The sequence below is a fragment of the Arenibacter troitsensis genome (assembly GCF_900177645.1).
GTDB classification, from domain to species: domain Bacteria; phylum Bacteroidota; class Bacteroidia; order Flavobacteriales; family Flavobacteriaceae; genus Arenibacter; species Arenibacter troitsensis.
This window is the reverse complement of sequence record NZ_FXAO01000012.1, coordinates 1-17191: the sequence shown is the minus strand read 5'-3', so window position 1 is coordinate 17191 and position 17191 is coordinate 1. Positions and strand designations below refer to the sequence as shown.

The following is a 17191-nucleotide window of genomic DNA, read 5'->3' as shown; positions in this document are numbered from 1 at the left end:
AATTTCATTCGTTTAGATTTATTTTAAAAACATGGCCAACAGTTCTGTCCCCGCCAAAAATATTCCAACCAGATGGACCGTACAAATATGACGGTTTATTATTTGTCATTAAGATTTTAGGACGTTCCAGCTTGGGGGCGATACCGTATATCTTCACTGCTTTTTTGGGATCGTAATCCGTATAATACGTCGGCAATAAATCATAGCCAACAGTGGCTTCCTCCAAATTAAAATTAATTCCGTCCTTTGACTTCCAAAGTGTTCCACCACCAACTATACCTGTGTTTTGACCATGATTGTCCGTAGTCAACAAGAAAATGTGATCCTGATAGGCAAAAACGGTTCCATCTTCCAAGGTACCTTTATTGGAGGTAACCGGTTTATCCTGAATAGTATATGGGCCTTTTAATTTGGTAGCTGTAGCCAAACCATACTTTAGAACCCCATCCGTGGTTTTGGTTTTAAAATATAGATAGTACTTCCCATTTACTTCCAAAAAGGCGGGATTGGCTACTCCAATATTGGATTTATAATTCCATTTTTGAGGATTATTTGCCTGTAGGACCAAACCGTCCTTACCCACTTTTTTCCATGGGCCGTAAGGAGATTTTGCAATGGCCATTCCAATACGTTGATTATCTGGATGTGGTGGTTGATGATAATTATTGTTGGCAATATACAACAGCACAAAGTACTTGCCCACCTTTTTAATTTCCGGATTGTGCGGTGCATATTTATCCCAGGTATCCTTTCCCGTACCTTTGAGGGCAATATCAGAGAAAACAAAAGGCCCTTCTGGTAAATCGGAAACATAGTGAGCTATTTCGGAAGATTTTCTCCAAGCAGGATTAACATTCTTTTCTTGCCATCTTGCAACGAATAAGTGCGTTTTTCCATCCTCATCCTGTATGGGTGCACAGCCCCAAATGGTATAATTTTCATCTTTAACTGCCACGCCCTTGTATTCCAAATTTTCGGCAATAAAAGATAAGGGCATCTGCAAAGACTTGTCTTGGGCATATCCAGAATCAATGACCATGAGTATGAAAATAACAAACAATTTTACTACGTACTTCATTTTACAATATTCAATATATTTTTAAATCCCATCATTTGGCGACCTGTTTGGTTTTAATAACTAACTAATTGGATTAATACTTCTTATATTATTCCATAACAACTTCCATTGGAATCTGTACATTAAAAGAACTGCCATCGTTTTTAGGGTTTACATTTTCTACAGCACAGGCAGCGTACAAATATTTGGGAAAACCTTCTTCATTTAACAACAGTTGCGGGCGTTCCAATCTATCCACCTCTAGAATCGACCCATCCATTAAATGCAACTTCCGCTCCAAAAATAGCGGTTTTTCCGTTAAATCCCAAACAATACCATCTGTCGATGATAATAAGGCCAGTGTCTTTTTATGGCCTGTTAGTCTTCCTGTAAAATCCTTCACAATAGCCATAAATTTTTGGATTTTATTGGAGTACCAAACATAGGGGTCTTCAGTACTTGCCAAAGTACCATCAGGCATTTTTACATCAAAAACAAAATTATCCAAAGGTATAAATGGACCTTTTGGGGTATCGCCAATAGCCACCCCATGGACGCCTTTCCAGTGTGGCTCATAGACGTTGCCCTTAAAGAACAGCATATATTTCTGAATCTTTGGGTTATAAACCACTGAGGGGTTCACCACTATTATATTGTCTGGTTTTATCTTGGTCCCAAAGGGGGATGCATTAAGAATATTATCGGTCTTTACCCTAGTTCGTGGTGTTAACAGAGGCTGTTTTGGACGTATAAAGTTTCCCAAAAGCAAATCCTCAAAACTATCAAATTCCAACACCCCTATACAGAGGGATTGTTGAACCCTTGCGCGTTTGTCCAAATTTTCACCTGAAGAACCCATGACCTGTTCCGCTGGATCTTTGGATCCTATATAATACAGATAATACTTTCCGTTAATTTTTTTGATATGTGGATTGTGCACCATTTGGGCGTCCCAGGACATATTGTCCCCGTGATAGCGGGTACCTTTCAATACTATTTTTTGAAACTTAAAGCCCTTGTCCGGATAATCTGAAACGGCATATCCAATTTTGGACTGCAACACCCAGTCCTTGACAAAACTACCTCCTTCCGCTCCGCTTTCCCAAAGTGAAAAAAGCATATGATACTTACCATCGTCTCCCTTAACCACGCTGGCTCCCCAAACAAAATAATTCGGGATTTGAAATATAGAGGCGCCAATTATTTTATTGGGAGATTCCTTTAACCCTACTGCTCTGGCATCAATTTTCCCTGGCGTAATCGTGATATTTTGGGCCCAGCATAAAAAGGTGTTAATAAAGCATCCTAACAGAATGCCCCTTTTAAAACAAGTGAATATTCCTTTCATTAATAGTTGGTAATTTCTCCAATTACAGTCCTTATTTTTTCCATAAAGACTTTTCAATTTTGTTACTCCGAACCATATGATATGGCCAAGTCATTTGTTCTTATTTCCAGTAATTTTTCCTTTAAAATCTTTTGCATTTCCTGAACCACATCACCATAGGCAGGGTTATGCGCCAAATTATTGTATTGTTTGGCATCGTGTTCCATGTCGAAAAGCTCCATCCCTGATCCGGCATCTTCGTCATACTGAATATATGCCCATTTATGGCTTCGCACAAGAAAGGACTTGCCTCCTTGGCTTACGGAAAATGCATATTCCCTAATATCCGACTTTGGATTATCCAAAGTTTTCACAAGGCTTTTACCCTGTAAATGTTTGGATGCCTTTAACCCTGTCAATTCGGTCAAAGTAGGATACAGGTCCAACAGTTCGGAAAAGGAATTACAGACTGCCGGTGCTTTTCCAGGCACTTTGATAATCAAAGGTACCCTAACCGATTCCTCATGCAGGCTTACCTTCATCCAAAAACGGTGTTCCCCCAAATGAAACCCGTGGTCCGAAGTAAAAACAACAATGGTATTATCCTCCAGGCCTTCTTCCTTCAAAGTCTTAAGTATCTTACCTACCTGTGCATCCATATAAGCTACAGAAGCATAATACCCAGCCACCGCCTTTTTTTCCTGTTCTTCGGACATTTCCCCATTAACACTGGTCACATAGTTAATTCCTCGCGCAGGAATATCATCCCAATCGTTTTCAACTTTAGGGGGCAATACCATTTGTTGATGTGGATAAGGTTCAAAATATTTCCTTGGAGCTACAAAAGGCACATGGGGCCTTACCAACCCCACTGCCAAAAAGAAGGGATTATTTTTATGCTGTTTAATAAGTTCGATAGCTTTAACAGCGGTCTTACCATCGGAATGTACCAAATCGTCCCCATCCGCCTTTACAATGGTCATAACATTACCTCCTTTTCTTGGCTTAAGTCCGTAGGGATTATTTTGCACCAATTCTGCCTCCCCTTCTGCAGTCCATTCCGGTCCCTGACTATTAAACCTTTCGGTCCAGGAGGCCTCATCGTCCTGTCCGTTGGAACCTGTTTCAATATCTATGGGAACTCCCATATGATAAATCTTGCTTACCCGTGCCGTATAATAACCGTTATCCTTAAACAATTGTGAAAGTGATTTGCGTGAAGGTCCAACATTCTCCCTCCCGCTTACATATCCATAGGTGGTAGTAGCATTGGGGTAATAGCCAAACATTAAAGAAGCCCTTGAGGGCCCACAGACCGGATATTGGGTATAAGCTCTGGTATATTTAACACCTTGTGCCGCCAATTGATCAATATTGGGTGTATGTGCCGCCTGATTTTCATAGGATGAAATAGCAGTGGCCGTTAAATCATCCGCAATTATGAATAATACATTAGGCTTGTTGTTCTTTATTTTTTTTGCAGTTTTGCCTTGCTGCGCATGTCCAGCAAAAAAGCCGATCATTAACAGAGCTAAAAGCAGTTTTCCCATTTTAACCAATTTATTTGAATTTAAAGATTGATAATTGTTCCTACTTTCCAAAAATAACACTTAGTTCCCCAATATTTAATAAAGGCCAACTTTTCGTTTTACGAATTCATTCCTATTTCATTTTTCTATTGCCAAAACGAATCTAACAAATACAAATAAGACTCTGTTAAAAAGCTACATAAATCCTAAAAAATTCTCCTATTTTTGCGGCATGGGCAGAAAGAATACAAGACAAGTTTTTGAAAACGTAGAAGTAGTAGATGCAGGAGCCAAAGGCAAGACAATCGGCAAAGCACCGGACGGACGGGTAATTTTCCTGACCAACACTGTCCCAGGGGATGTTGTGGACGTTATGACCACCAAAAAAAGAAAGGCCTACTTTGAGGGGATTGCCACCAAATTCCATACTTTTTCAGATAAAAGAACTACTCCAGTTTGCGAGCATTTTGGGGTATGTGGCGGGTGTAAATGGCAGGACATGGGCTATGGGCACCAGCTGTTCTATAAACAAAAGGAGGTAGAGAACAACCTTCGTAGAATTGGTCATTTGGAATTGCCAAAAACAAGCACTATACTAGGCTCTAAAAAACAGTATTTCTATAGGAACAAGATGGAATTTTCTTTTTCCGATAGCCGATGGCTAACCTTGGAGGAAATAAACTCCGGCAAGGAAATTGACGACAAAAATGCGTTAGGGTTTCATATTCCCGGTATGTGGGACAAAATATTGGACATCAAAAAATGTCATTTACAGGAAGATCCTTCCAATGCGATAAGGTTGGAAATTAAGGATTTCGCCATTAAGAACAATTTATCTTTCTTTAATCCCAGGAATCAGTGGGGCATGCTGCGTACGGTAATGATACGTACCTCCTCTACCGGTGAAATCATGGTCATGGTCCAGTTTTTTGAGGATGATTTGGAAAAGAGGGAGTTATTGATGAACCATTTGTCAGCAAGCTTTCCGGAAATTACTTCCTTGCTATATGTCATCAATCAAAAACAAAATGATACCATATATGACCAAGAAATTATATGTTATTCTGGACGGGATCATATCTTTGAGGAAATGGAAGGCCTTCAATTTAAAATAAATGCCAAATCCTTTTATCAAACCAACTCGGATCAAGCATATGAACTATACAAGGTAACCCGGGATTTTGCCGAACTTACTGGAAACGAATTGGTTTACGACCTTTACACAGGCACTGGAACAATTGCCCAATTTGTAGCCAAAAAAGCCAAAAAGGTAATAGGGATAGAAGCTGTTCCCGAGGCTATTGCCGATGCCAAGGCCAATGCAAAAAGAAACAACATAGATAATGTAGATTTCTTTGTTGGGGATATGAAGAATGTCTTTAATCCCAGTTTTATTAAGGAACATGGTAAGCCCAACCTAATTATTACAGATCCTCCCAGGGATGGTATGCATGCGGCAGTTGTTGAACAAATATTATCCATTGCTCCTGATAAGGTTGTATATGTTAGCTGTAATAGCGCTACACAGGCCAGGGATTTGGAAATGATGAAGGAGGAATATGAGATATTGAAAGTGCAGCCGGTGGATATGTTTCCACAAACCCATCATGTAGAAAATGTTGTACTTTTGAAAAAACGGACCCAATAGTCCAACATAATATGAAAAAAAACCATATCCTTATACTATTAACAATCGTATTGATCGGTTTTGGAGCCTGTGAAAAAGATGATATCTGTATAGATGGGGACACCCCACTATTAGTCATAAGATTTTATGATATAGACAACCCCACAGTTTTAAAAAAGGCACCAAAATTCAGGATTGTTGGGGTTGGCCAGAATACTACGGTTACGACCGTATCCGATAGAGTCGATACGGATTCCATAGCCATTCCCCTAAAAGTCGCAGAAAGCAGCACTGGTTTTTATTTTATAAGAAATTCTTCAGATGTTGAAACTACCAACACTAGCGGAGAGACTATAACGGTGGAAGGAGGGGATTTAGATACCTTATACCTAAATTACACTAGAATAGACAAGTTTATTTCCCGGGCATGTGGATACATTGCCAATTATGAGGATTTAAACAGCGATCTAAAAACAGAAACAGATAATTGGATAAAGGATATAGAAATTATAACCCCATTGGTAGAAAATTCAACAGCGGCCCATGTTAAAATATTTCATTAGTAGTTTTATATTTTTTGCCTTTCTCCTGGGATTTTCCCAAAGCAAGCCTATTGACCTACAGCCCAAAGATACAGTTGCCCACACCGATCCTTATGGCATTAGAGTAGGAATAGACCTTAGTCGACCTTTAATTTCATTTTTGAACGAAGATTACCAAGGACTTGAAATAGTCGGGGATTATAGGGTAACGAACAAACTTTACGTAGCCGCAGAACTAGGCAATGAAAAGAAAACCAAACAAGAGGACCTATATAATTTTACCACTTCTGGAAGCTATTTAAAACTGGGTGTGGATTATAACACTTATGGCAATTGGTATGGTATGAACAACTCCATACATGTGGGGGGGCGATACGCCTACAGTACTTTTAGCCAAACTTTGAATAATTATCAAATTTTTGGCACCAACCGGTATTGGAGCAATCCTGATTTTCAAATAAATCCAGACCCCGCAGCCGTTAATGATTTTCCATGGGGATCAGATGTTGCCCAAGAATTTAGCGGATTAAATGCCAGCTGGCTAGAGGCTGTGTTGGGTGTAAAAGCGGAACTTTTTGCCAACATTTTTTTAGGGGCAAGTGTTCGAATTGGATTCTTGGTAAGCAATAAGGAACCGGATAACTTTAGCAATCTATGGATTCCTGGATTCAATAAAGTTACCGACGGGAGTAAATTCGGTGTTGGCTACAATTACTCCATCACCTATTTTTTACCACTTTATAAAAAAGCCAAAAAGAATCAGGAAAAGGAAGAAAAGAAACCACCGATCCAAGAAAAACCTACAGCTCCCGGAAACCCTTAATAAAAATCCATTTCATCATCAGTTTCTCACCGGATTTTGTTTTCACAGCACTAAATTTAGGTGCCATTACACTTGCAGCCACAGCCGCTATAAAAGCAAGGACCAGGGTGTTGATTGACAAGAACATACCCAGCAATAATCTGCCTGCAACAAATAAAATGGCGAAGCCTAGAAAATTATAGATAAGGGCTTTGTATTTTGGTTTCAAATTTCCTATTCTTTTAAATCATTGTTTACGGGCTATTCCGCTTTGTTAAATTTGGCTTTCTTACTCCCCTCGTACATTACGTATTTAACAAGGCGCGACTCCAAATGGCTATTAAAAACCTTGATCTTCCTTGAAGGACGTAGCCCCACAAACTTTAAAGCCTCCAAATTGGATGTAATGAACCAGGCATCGGTCCCAGGATAATTTCGTTTTAAAGTGTTGCCAATATCCGTGTAAAAATCCTCCATTTCTATATCCAATCGTTCGCCATAGGGCGGATTGAACACCATATGCAAATGATTGTCCGTGAATTTCTCAGTATCAAAAAAGTTTTTCCTTTCCACGGTTATATAATCCGACAAATTGGCATTGACAATATTATCCTGAGCTTTCCTAACAGCAGACGGTGCCTTGTCATATCCAATAATCCTATGATTAAACTCCCGTGTCCTGTTGAGACTGCTGTCCACAATTTTTTCAAAAAGATCGGCATCAAAATCGTGCCATTTCTCAAAGGCAAATTCCTTCCTATTTATGTTGGCTGGAATATTACAGGCAATCATGGCTGCTTCTGTTAATAAAGTGCCACTTCCACACATGGGATCCAGAAAGTCACATTGTCCATCCCATCCACTTAATAACAAAAGGCCGGCGGCCAAAACCTCATTTATAGGTGCTATATTGGTTGCCGTTCTATATCCCCTTTGGTGCAAAGATCTACCGGAGGAGTCCAAAGCCACGTTGCATTGATCATTTTGAATATGAATATTGATCCTAACATCCGGGAATTTTATGTCTACGTCCGGCCTACTACCATCCGTGTCCCTAAACTTATCCACTATGGCATCTTTGGTTTTTTGGGAAACATATAAGGAGTGGGTGAAATTTTCGCTGTTCACCGTGGCGTCTATGGCAAAAGTCGTGGAAGTACAAAGATAATCGAACCAATCCATGGCGTAGATTTTTTTGTAAAGATCGTTCTCATCCCGTACCCGAAAGGAATGTATGGGCTTAACTATTTTAATTGCAGTCCTTAAACAAAGGTTTGCCTTATACATAAAACCGGTATCCCCCTCAAAAAAAACACTCCTAACTCCTTCTTCAACATTTCCTGCACCCAAGTTACGCAGTTCCTTGGCCAAAATTTCTTCAAAACCAAACATGGTCTTGGCCACCATTTTAAAATTATTGTTCATATCTACCTTTAAGATTACCGCAAAAATACATTAATTTTAGCCCTTATTAGCGAATATGGTTATTTTGTAGAATACCAGAACCAATCCTAAATGAAATATTTATTACCTATTCTCGGCGTTTTGCTGAGTTTTATTTTTGTATTCTTTACAAAACCAAAAAACAAGGAAGTGTTTAAGTTGCTCCTAGCTTTCAGTGGAGCCTTTTTGTTGGCACTTACCGTATTTGAATTGTTCCCTGAAGTTTATGGTAGTGCAGAACCAAAAACGGTCGGGGTGTTTATTATGTTGGGGATCTTACTCCAGATATTTCTGGAATTTTTTTCCAAGGGGGCTGAACACGGACACGTTCATCTAGATCCCGAAAAATCCGATTTTCCATGGATGCTCTTTATAAGCTTATGTATCCATTCCCTACTAGAAGGATTACCCATAGAAAATCATGGCACCATCCTATACGGAATTTTAATCCATAAAATTCCCATTGCCATTATCCTTAGCATATTTTTGTTAAGCTCTAAGATAAAGTTACAATCCGCAATATTTTTTATTGTGCTGTTTTCTTTGATGACGCCCATAGGCACTTACATTGCAGCCAATTATGAGTTTATTCATAGGTATGCCGTTTTACTGAACGCATTGGTAATTGGAGTCTTCCTGCATATATCCACGGTAATTTTGTTTGAAAGTTCGGAAGCGCACAAATTCAACTTACGTAAATTGGTGGTCATTATTTTGGGTATTGTAATTGCTTATTCCTTATAGATGTTCAGTAAGGAAGAATCAAAAAAGTTAAGGCAGGATTTCTGGATTTCCTTTGGAAAGTCATTTCCCAGAAAATGGATTCTATACAACACTGGAATAAAGGATTTCTCATTTAAGTTCCACTTTGATCTGTCAACAGCCATGGTCTCTATGGATATTGAGAACCAGGATTTGGAGAAGCGTCTGGAATTATGGGAGAAATTAATATCACTTCAATCGCTTTTTAAAGAAGAATATCTACCTAATGCCCTGTTCGAGGATACGGTTTTCCTAAATAACGGCAAGGAAATATCGAGGATCTCCGTCAGTTTGGAAAATGTTTCCATACACAACAAAAATACCTGGCAGGAGACCATGGTTTTTTTGAAAGATAACATGGTCAAATTTGAAGATTTTTTCAACGAATATGAAGATATTATTCGTCCTTAAACCACATCGATCAATATAAAGAACCAATGACTAATGGCGCCTCCCAATACAAACAAATGCCAGATAAAGTGATTATATGGGATTCTTTCAATAGCGTAAAAAATAATACCAAAGGTATAAAAAGCACCCCCTAAAAAAAGGGTTCGCAGCCCAATGGTCGTAGTATTATTTAGTAAATTATCCAAATCCAATACGATTAACCAACCCATTACCAAATAAAGCAAAAGCGATATAAATTCGTATTTACCTGTGTAAAACAACTTCATTAACGTACCAAGGGCCGCAATGCCCCAAACGGTATAAAACAGTAGCCACCCATTACCTTTTTCCAACATTAGTAACGCCACGGGTGTATAGGTCCCGGCAATTAAAAAATAAATGCTGATGTGATCCAATATTCTTAACCTGTTTTTCATATTGGGATCCCTCACAAGATGGTATAAGGTTGAGGCCGTAAATAACAATACAAAGGTAAAGCTGTAAACAACAATGGAAAAAAGTCCATAAGAATTATGCCCATCATTTATCTGATAAAGCACAATAAAGCCTATCAGCCCTAAAATGATACCCAGGGCATGGGAAATGGTGTTCAGTTTCTCCTCTTTTTCCAGCATTGAACGGATGTTGATAGCACAAAATTAACCAAAGTTAATTTTACACAATTGTCTTACTTAAGGAAATAAATAATTCTATCCCTCTTACCAAAACACTGCATTAACCAGGGAAACAGCCCTATAAGCCAATAAATCCGGAATAATTAAAAGCTCCCTTGGCTACCATCAGTCTACCTCAAAAACAGCTTCGGAAACCAGAGGAAAACCATCGTTCGTAATTCCCTGTAATACCACTTTGTAGAAGGAAGATTTTGTGCCTGCAGGAAAAATAACTTTACTCCTTCCACTATTATCCAATTTTACAATAGGCTCCCAATGGAGGGTGGAACTAAATTTTTTCCTACTAGCTCCCAAATCTTCATTTCCATACGCTGGTTCGTAAAACTTTCTGGACTGATAAAATCCTTGGTAACTAAACACATTACCCGCAACTTTAATTTTCTGATCCTTGAGCTCCTTACCCGTTAAAGTGTATACCGCAATTACCCCATTTCCTCCTTCTGAACCAAATATAGAGGCCTTAGTTCCCTTTAAAACATCTATAAAATCGACCTCCCACACAGGAACATTTTCAATTGCTTCTTGATCTACAGGTACTCCATTTAAAAGAAAAAGGGGGGTAGTCCCTCGTTCCGAACTTATGGAATTAATTCCTCTAATTGTTACAATGCCCTCATATATGTCAACCCCCGGGACACGAGCACGTAAAGCAGCCAGAATATTTGGATAGGGCTGATTTCTTATTTCGGAAAAATCCACTGAATTGGATACACTGCTATAAATAGAATTATCACTTCTTTTAACATCCATTTCCCTCTTCTTGGACTTACCTTCCGTTAAAATCAGTACTTCATCCAACTGTATCAATTTCATCATTTCATTTTCAAAAGCGGTATCATAACCTTCCCTTTCGTTAGTGTTTTCCAAAAATTGTTCAAAGCTGGTAATTTCCGGAAGACTGTATTTCTTCATTGTGGCACTGATTGGTGCAGGTTTGATAGAATCCAAATGTATAGCGAATTCCTTCATCGGGCGCTGATAATCCACCATTTCAAAAGCCAATTTATTATCTTCCATAATATTTAGCCCCAAAAACTTAAAACGGCCATCTTCGTTTGATTTTACGCTTAAGCGACCCATCAAATTATTATCTTGAAAAGTCAATTTCACAGTAGCCACATCTGGCTTATCGGGATTATGAAATTTACGCACCTCTCCTTCTACAGAGATCCCCATTTCTTTTACAAACTCAAAAGCATTTCCCTTGGTAGTAGGCCTATCGTCTATAATAAATTGCCTCCACCCTTGGGTCATCATCAACAAGTCCAAAAACTGTCTTCTTTTAGGGTCTTCCGAATAAAAATAATACCCTGGGTTTTCTATTCTCCCTTTTAGTTCTGAATTCAACAACAAATAGGTTCGTATGTCAGCCTGATGCTCCCGAGGTGATGAAGCCGCTAAATCCGTTACGGAAATAGACAAATTTGCTCCAAATTTAGATATTTCCTCTGCCTCGGAATCCAGTTCAACATTTAATTGTATTGTGCCATTTTTGGTATTGATTTGGGATGATGGAATAATTTTGATTTCGGGAGTTGAACTGCCATCATTGTAAAACACCAATCTCTCACATACAGCCATACCCTTTTCATCCACTAGTGTAAATTGGGCAATTCCCGTGATCAGGAGCTTTTTATCGACTTTAAATACAGCTATCGATTTATCCTGGTCTATTGTTGCATTATATATTGGGCCCATACGCTGGATTCCAAGTAAACCAAATCCTTTAAGTCCATTGGCTCTTGATGTTTGAATATTTATCTGATAATAATCCCTTAATTCCTGAACCCGCATCACAATTCCGTCGGTGACCCCTTGGGGTAGATTATAGGAATATTTTTTGCCATGATAAACAATATTGGCCGTGTATTTTTTTCCCTCTAAAGGCTTAATATCAAAGATTCCCATCCCTAAATGCACAGATGCAAATTCAGTGATTTTAGTACCGGTTTCATCCAAAATTACACCTTCAATATCCATGGATCGACCATCGACCCCCAATATCTTGAACCCAACACGGTTAAAATAATCATTGACCATGTGACCGCCCTCAGGAAAAAATTGTAAATCGGGCATTTTTTCCTTCAATACCGCATCCGATTTTTCCTGACCCTTCCCAACCAAAGCATTCCCTAATTCTTTGGTTATAAATTTTAATGGATTAATGTATATCTGCTGTCTAAAGAAATAGGACTCATCAAAATTGCGCATATAGTTTGTATAAGCCCTTACCGTATACCCGCCTCCATATAAATTGGAAGGTAATGCGAAATCCCCATTTCCTACACCATCTTCTATCCTAATAATTTTGAAGTCTATAATTTTGTCGTCAGGGCCCACAATATCCACATATACCACATTCCTTATAGCATCCCATTGGTGGGATGCCGCGTTTAAAAGATATACTTTAAACCAGATATCCTCCCCGGCATTGTAATATGATTTGTCCAAATGTAGGAATACCTTTTCCCGATAATTAGTGGAATCGTTGGCCAGAAAATATTTTGAATTGTCCTTTCCTTGGGCATAAGTACAATTAGTAATTACTACCCAAAGAATTAATACTAAAGATGTTATTTTCAAAATGCTCAATACTTAGTTAGATTGTAGAATTAAATCTACAATTTTTTCTTTAAGACAAAGCATAATTTAACAGTGTTAAAGGGAAATATTCCCCAGCGATTTGGACATTAAAAAATAATCTCAAACTTTCTCAACAAGGACCTATGGATCCCTGTTGATAGTTAACTTACCCAATAAATAGTAGAAAATACAACAAAGTATTATTGAACAATAAGCTTGGCCCTCATAACCGATGAATGACCTGGAAAAGTACATACTATCCAATATTCACCTGGTTCCTCCGGCATTTTGACATAAATTTTTTCAGCAGTTTCCGGTTGCATAATAGCCGTGTGATAAAGCACTAAATCGGTGTCCGGCACATAGTTATAATCCGGACCGTCCAGTCCGAGCATCAAAGCCATTTGACCTACCTTATCAACAGACTCCTTGCCCTTTTTTGTAATGACCAGATTATGCATCATATCGTCGTTATTATTAAATGTGAGCTCTACCTTTGCCCCGCTTTGAACCTTCACTTCCTCTACATCAAATTTCAATCCCGGCTTGGTTCCTATCATTAATTGCTGATCGGATGTATTATTCCAATCCGCAGGCATTTTTGTTATTCTTTTTGGTTGAACAATAGTTTTCCCAGACTTTGCCATCCCTGTCATTTGGGGCGACTTCAATTCTCCACCGGGTACCTCGTTCAAAGTGTAATAGCCTGTATCATGCAATAGTTTCCTACCCTTAACAGAGCTCAGGTTAGGCACTTTTATTTCATGAATAAACCCCAAACGCATACCGTGCAAAGTTAATTTCACCGATAATCCATCAGCAGAGACCTCGGCTTTGTGTACCATCACCGGTTGTTCTTCCGTTATTGGGCTTCCGTAGATGTTGTGATATTTATAGGTGAAGCTTTTCATATGATAGCTGGCCACATCATTCGCCAACTTTTTATTCACGGGTTCAGTAAATTCCAATAGAAATCCATCATTCAACGCTTTCATGGTTTTAATTTCAAAGGGTACTTTCCCCGTCCATTCCAGTCTCTGCAGACCATATGGGGCTTTTCCTGTGGAGGACCATCCCCTGCTGGTCATACCCACAAACATGCTAGAATCGCTTCCCCAGATCATTCGAAGTATTCCTGAGGAAAATCCCTCGCGAAATAAAAAGGATGCTCCTTGGTACACTCCATTTACCTTTTCCATAAATACACGCATAATCTTACTATGTCCCTGGTCGCCAATAAACATCTGACCTTCAAAGGGCCCGAATTTTCCATTGGTAGTATCATAAAGGATATCTGATGTTGAAATCCCTTGTATAGTATGAGGAAACCATATAGCTGGAGCCTTTAGGGCTGGTTCCTTTTTGGCGTATTCATAAAGACTTAAACCCGATTGCTTTTCAATTTCCTCCTGTTTCAATTTTAAGGGCGATTTAGGGTCATCTGTCCACCGTAATCCTTCTGGATTACCTGCAAAATCACCTACTTCCAAATGCGTCATCCTTCCGGAACCTACCCAATCCCCCTGATTTTCGGTATAAAAATAGTCCCCTTCAGAATTTACATTAAAACCCGCTGGAGACCTTAGGCCGGTTGCAATAGGGGTCATTTCCCCTTCTGGGGTAATCTTTAACATCCATCCCCTCCATTTTACCAAACTAGCCCCATGACCGATCCATGATAAATTTAAGGTGACCAACATATCCCCATTGGGTAAAATTACCGGTCCATAGGAATAATCATGGTAATTCCCGGACAAAGGCCATGAATATATGGTCTTATAACTATCTGCCTTGCCATCGCCGTTCCTATCGTCCAACCTTGTAAGTTCCCCTCTTTGGGAAAGATAAAAACCATTGTCCTTATAGGCCAGGCCCAAGGTCTCATGCATCCCATGTGCATATCTCTTATACAATGGATTTAGGCTATATGGGTTTTCTATTAACCATACCTCACCCCTTCTGGTAGAAACCCCTAATTTATCGTCATCCGTTAGCGCCAATCCTCCAACTTCCAAAACAACATCCTTTGGAATGGGCACATCCACTATTTTATAATATTCCGCTTCCTTTTTGGCCATTTCCGAACTCTCTTGTCCAAGAATACCTTGTACCGTTCCTACTAGGAATACAAAGAAAACTACCTGTTTTATAATCTGCATAATTGGTTGTTTTGGGTTACCAAATAATATTGTATGTAATGTTCCCACTACCTGCGGGTATTTTTAGAAGTAATTCATCTTTTCCATTGGATTGACGGATTATAGGAACCAAGTCGCTATTTCCCGAGAAATCGATAAAATAACTTTCATCGTTGACAATGTAGGTACCGTCCTCCAATTGTTTAATGGATTCCCCTTCGGCAATTTTATGCCAGATGTCCATATTGCCCTCAATGCTAATGGTACGTTCAAGTCCACGCCCATTCTCAGAGCTTTTAAAAGAATTGCTAATGGACGCCCCTTCTTCCTGTTGTAAAAAAACAGGTCGTCCATTGTTCCTCATTTCATAGCCCAATGGTTTAAACTTTATGTTGGATGGAATGCTATCTGGCCAAACCATGTCCTTATTCCCCAACGTCATAAAATCTGGATCCCCATGAAAGGATACTGAAAATCCCTTTGGTTCCGCCAGCTGATTCGTACCCCTCAGATGCCACATCTGGGTAACATCCAGGAAATCGCCCTCCCATACCTGTAATATAGTTCCTCTACTTAAATCGTATGAATAATTAATATGGTCCGGACTCCCTACCGCAATACAGTGCGTCCTTTTTTCTTCACCATGCATCATATATCCACGTTGGGTAATCGTCTCATCTTCCACGGTAATAAGTATATCATTATCCGAACCATTATTAGCCGAACCTAAAGAATTCCTTGCACTTAAGGGCATCTTTTGCATTTCAGGACCCTCTACCGTTATACCAAAACCTGTATGCCAAGGATAATTCTTGTTATAAATGAAGACAAAGGGTATTTTCCCCTTTTCCAACATAATTTCACCAATCCCAGGAGTATCCAAACCGAACTTTCCATTTAGATCAACAACAGTATCATTTCCGATCAATAATAAGGCACCGCCGTGATTTAAACCTACATTAAAGAGATAGTTACCAGAGTTTGGTACATGCATTTGCCCCTTGTAACTTAAAATTCTTGTAACCCTATTTCCGGTAACCATATTGGCAGAAATACTGTCTACATTACTCTCTCCAATAACTTTAAGCGTATCCAAACCGGCAATTGTATCAGAATTACTTTCGTATTCCGTCATATACATATCGGACAAGGTCAGCTTTTTATCTTCATACTTCTTATATATGATGTTTCTTAGGGCAACAGGACCATGATCTCCTTGAATCATCAATGGACCTTTTGCATTTTCATCTTCAAAAGCGGCCGAACGTGTTGGAGCGGTGACCTCTACATTTTCCTGGACCAATACTCCGTTAAGCCATACCTCCTGAAAAATAGCGTTCTTAATTTTCTCACCTTCATTATTAAACCTAGGTGCATGGAAAAGAATTTTAAAATGTTGCCAAAGTCCTGGAGATTTTGAAGCGTTTGTTCTTGGGGGGTTACCTTGGTAACCACCATCTTCCTTATAATTTGAACTTTGATAAATACCACCAATATCCGCATAAGTAGGCTCCTTTTCTCCCCAACTATCCAATAATTGAACTTCATATCTACCTTGAAAATAAATACCGGAATTTGAGTTGAGTGGCATCATAACATCAACTTCAATCTCCAGGTCCCCATGTTCAAAATTTGTGAAGATGTGACCATTGTTGGTATCTTCCTCCGGAATGTTAGCTAAAATTCCTTTTCCTGGAGAAGATGATAAAACCTTTTCCTTTGATCTATCCACATACACATCCCCTACAATTTTCCAGTTAGGAGTTTCTACATTGAACATCGATAGATCATCTAATGACAATTCGGAGAATGGCAAATAATCCTTTATTCTAGGGATTTCTTCTGTGGTCGTTGCAGTTTCTTTCGATGGATGATCGCCGCATGAATTAAAAATTAGCAATAATCCACTTAAAAACAATGGAATTTTCATAAAATTGAAGCTTAGGTTACTTGGAACAGTAGTTCCAAACCCTAAAGATATAAATATAAGTTATAAAACTCCAATGTTTGCTCGGTCCAACAATAATATACGTTAGTTATATCCCCACAGCTATGGACATATACGCTACGAAAAGGTTTTCGTAACTTAATGAAGTCATTTGCAAAAGTAGAAACCTATAATGAGAAATAATACAACCCAGATACCATCACTCATTATATTGGCGGTAATTACAGTTGATCAATTTGAAAATGGGATAATTTGATGATTTGGAAATGTAACAATGAATTAATGCAACAATGTACCAACTTGTAAATGTAACAATTTGATGATTAGAAAATGTAGGAAATGAACAAT

14 protein-coding genes are annotated in these 17191 nt (G+C 38.8%); 5 read left to right on the top strand and 9 right to left on the bottom strand.

The genetic code is table 11. From position 1 onward, the window contains the following. Positions 1 to 4: 4 nt before the first annotated feature. The 3 genes from B9Y87_RS19850 to B9Y87_RS19840 form a co-directional block, all read right to left on the bottom strand. Positions 5 to 1078, bottom strand: coding sequence for a glycoside hydrolase family protein (locus B9Y87_RS19850; protein ID WP_085500711.1), 1074 nt, complete (start codon positions 1076 to 1078; stop codon positions 5 to 7). Between the two features lie 88 nt (positions 1079 to 1166). Further along, complete coding sequence (locus B9Y87_RS19845) at positions 1167 to 2405, bottom strand: glycoside hydrolase family protein (RefSeq protein WP_085500710.1); 1239 nt, start codon at positions 2403 to 2405, stop codon at positions 1167 to 1169. A 62-nt stretch (positions 2406 to 2467) separates the two neighbouring features. Continuing rightward, positions 2468 to 3934 carry a sulfatase gene (locus tag B9Y87_RS19840; RefSeq protein ID WP_085500793.1) on the bottom strand — a complete coding sequence of 489 codons (1467 nt, stop codon included), beginning with the start codon at positions 3932 to 3934 and terminating at the stop codon, positions 2468 to 2470. A 211-nt stretch (positions 3935 to 4145) separates the two neighbouring features. On the opposite strand from B9Y87_RS19840, the gene rlmD reads away from it, so the two are divergent. Genes rlmD through B9Y87_RS19825 form a run of 3 tightly spaced genes read left to right on the top strand, consistent with a single transcriptional unit; the run spans position 4146 to position 6905 of the window. Further along, complete coding sequence (gene rlmD, locus B9Y87_RS19835) at positions 4146 to 5561, top strand: 23S rRNA (uracil(1939)-C(5))-methyltransferase RlmD (RefSeq protein WP_085500709.1); 1416 nt, start codon at positions 4146 to 4148, stop codon at positions 5559 to 5561. An 11-nt stretch (positions 5562 to 5572) separates the two neighbouring features. Next, the gene (locus B9Y87_RS19830) at positions 5573 to 6103 is read left to right on the top strand and encodes a DUF6452 family protein (protein ID WP_085500708.1); all 531 of its coding nucleotides are present in this window, start codon (positions 5573 to 5575) and stop codon (positions 6101 to 6103) included. Then, positions 6084 to 6905: a DUF6048 family protein gene (locus B9Y87_RS19825; RefSeq protein WP_085500707.1), complete on the top strand. Its 822-nt coding sequence runs from the start codon at positions 6084 to 6086 to the stop codon at positions 6903 to 6905. Before B9Y87_RS19830 ends, B9Y87_RS19825 begins: the two co-directional genes overlap by 20 nt. Here B9Y87_RS19825 and B9Y87_RS19820 read toward each other — a convergent pair. After that, a complete protein-coding gene (locus tag B9Y87_RS19820; protein WP_085500706.1) occupies positions 6883 to 7113 on the bottom strand; it encodes a hypothetical protein in 231 nt (76 codons plus the stop codon). The genes B9Y87_RS19825 and B9Y87_RS19820 overlap by 23 nt on opposite strands. A gap of 32 nt (positions 7114 to 7145) precedes the next feature. Then, positions 7146 to 8309, bottom strand: a complete 1164-nt coding sequence (locus B9Y87_RS19815) for a THUMP domain-containing class I SAM-dependent RNA methyltransferase (protein ID WP_085500705.1) — start codon at positions 8307 to 8309, stop codon at positions 7146 to 7148. Between the two features lie 90 nt (positions 8310 to 8399). On the opposite strand from B9Y87_RS19815, the gene B9Y87_RS19810 reads away from it, so the two are divergent. Together B9Y87_RS19810 and B9Y87_RS19805 are read left to right on the top strand one after the other, a co-directional pair. Next, positions 8400 to 9071: a ZIP family metal transporter gene (locus B9Y87_RS19810; RefSeq protein ID WP_085500704.1), complete on the top strand. Its 672-nt coding sequence runs from the start codon at positions 8400 to 8402 to the stop codon at positions 9069 to 9071. Beyond that, complete coding sequence (locus B9Y87_RS19805; protein WP_085500703.1) at positions 9072 to 9500, top strand: DUF4268 domain-containing protein; 429 nt, start codon at positions 9072 to 9074, stop codon at positions 9498 to 9500. On the opposite strand, the gene trhA is transcribed toward B9Y87_RS19805, so the two are convergent. The 4 genes from trhA to B9Y87_RS19785 all read right to left on the bottom strand — a co-directional run bounded on the left by trhA (position 9497) and on the right by B9Y87_RS19785 (position 16825). Then, a complete protein-coding gene (gene trhA / locus B9Y87_RS19800) occupies positions 9497 to 10114 on the bottom strand; it encodes a PAQR family membrane homeostasis protein TrhA (RefSeq protein ID WP_085500702.1) in 618 nt (205 codons plus the stop codon). The genes B9Y87_RS19805 and trhA overlap by 4 nt on opposite strands. Before the next feature lie 165 nt (positions 10115 to 10279). Continuing rightward, entirely contained in the window at positions 10280 to 12757 is a 2478-nt protein-coding gene (locus tag B9Y87_RS19795) for a TonB-dependent receptor plug domain-containing protein (RefSeq protein ID WP_085500701.1), read from the bottom strand. Positions 12758 to 12957: 200 nt separating this feature from the next. Then, positions 12958 to 14916, bottom strand: a complete 1959-nt coding sequence (locus B9Y87_RS19790) for a plastocyanin/azurin family copper-binding protein (RefSeq protein WP_085500700.1) — start codon at positions 14914 to 14916, stop codon at positions 12958 to 12960. A 16-nt stretch (positions 14917 to 14932) separates the two neighbouring features. After that, a complete protein-coding gene (locus tag B9Y87_RS19785; protein WP_085500699.1) occupies positions 14933 to 16825 on the bottom strand; it encodes a 3-keto-disaccharide hydrolase in 1893 nt (630 codons plus the stop codon). Between the last annotated feature and the right edge of the window lie 366 nt (positions 16826 to 17191).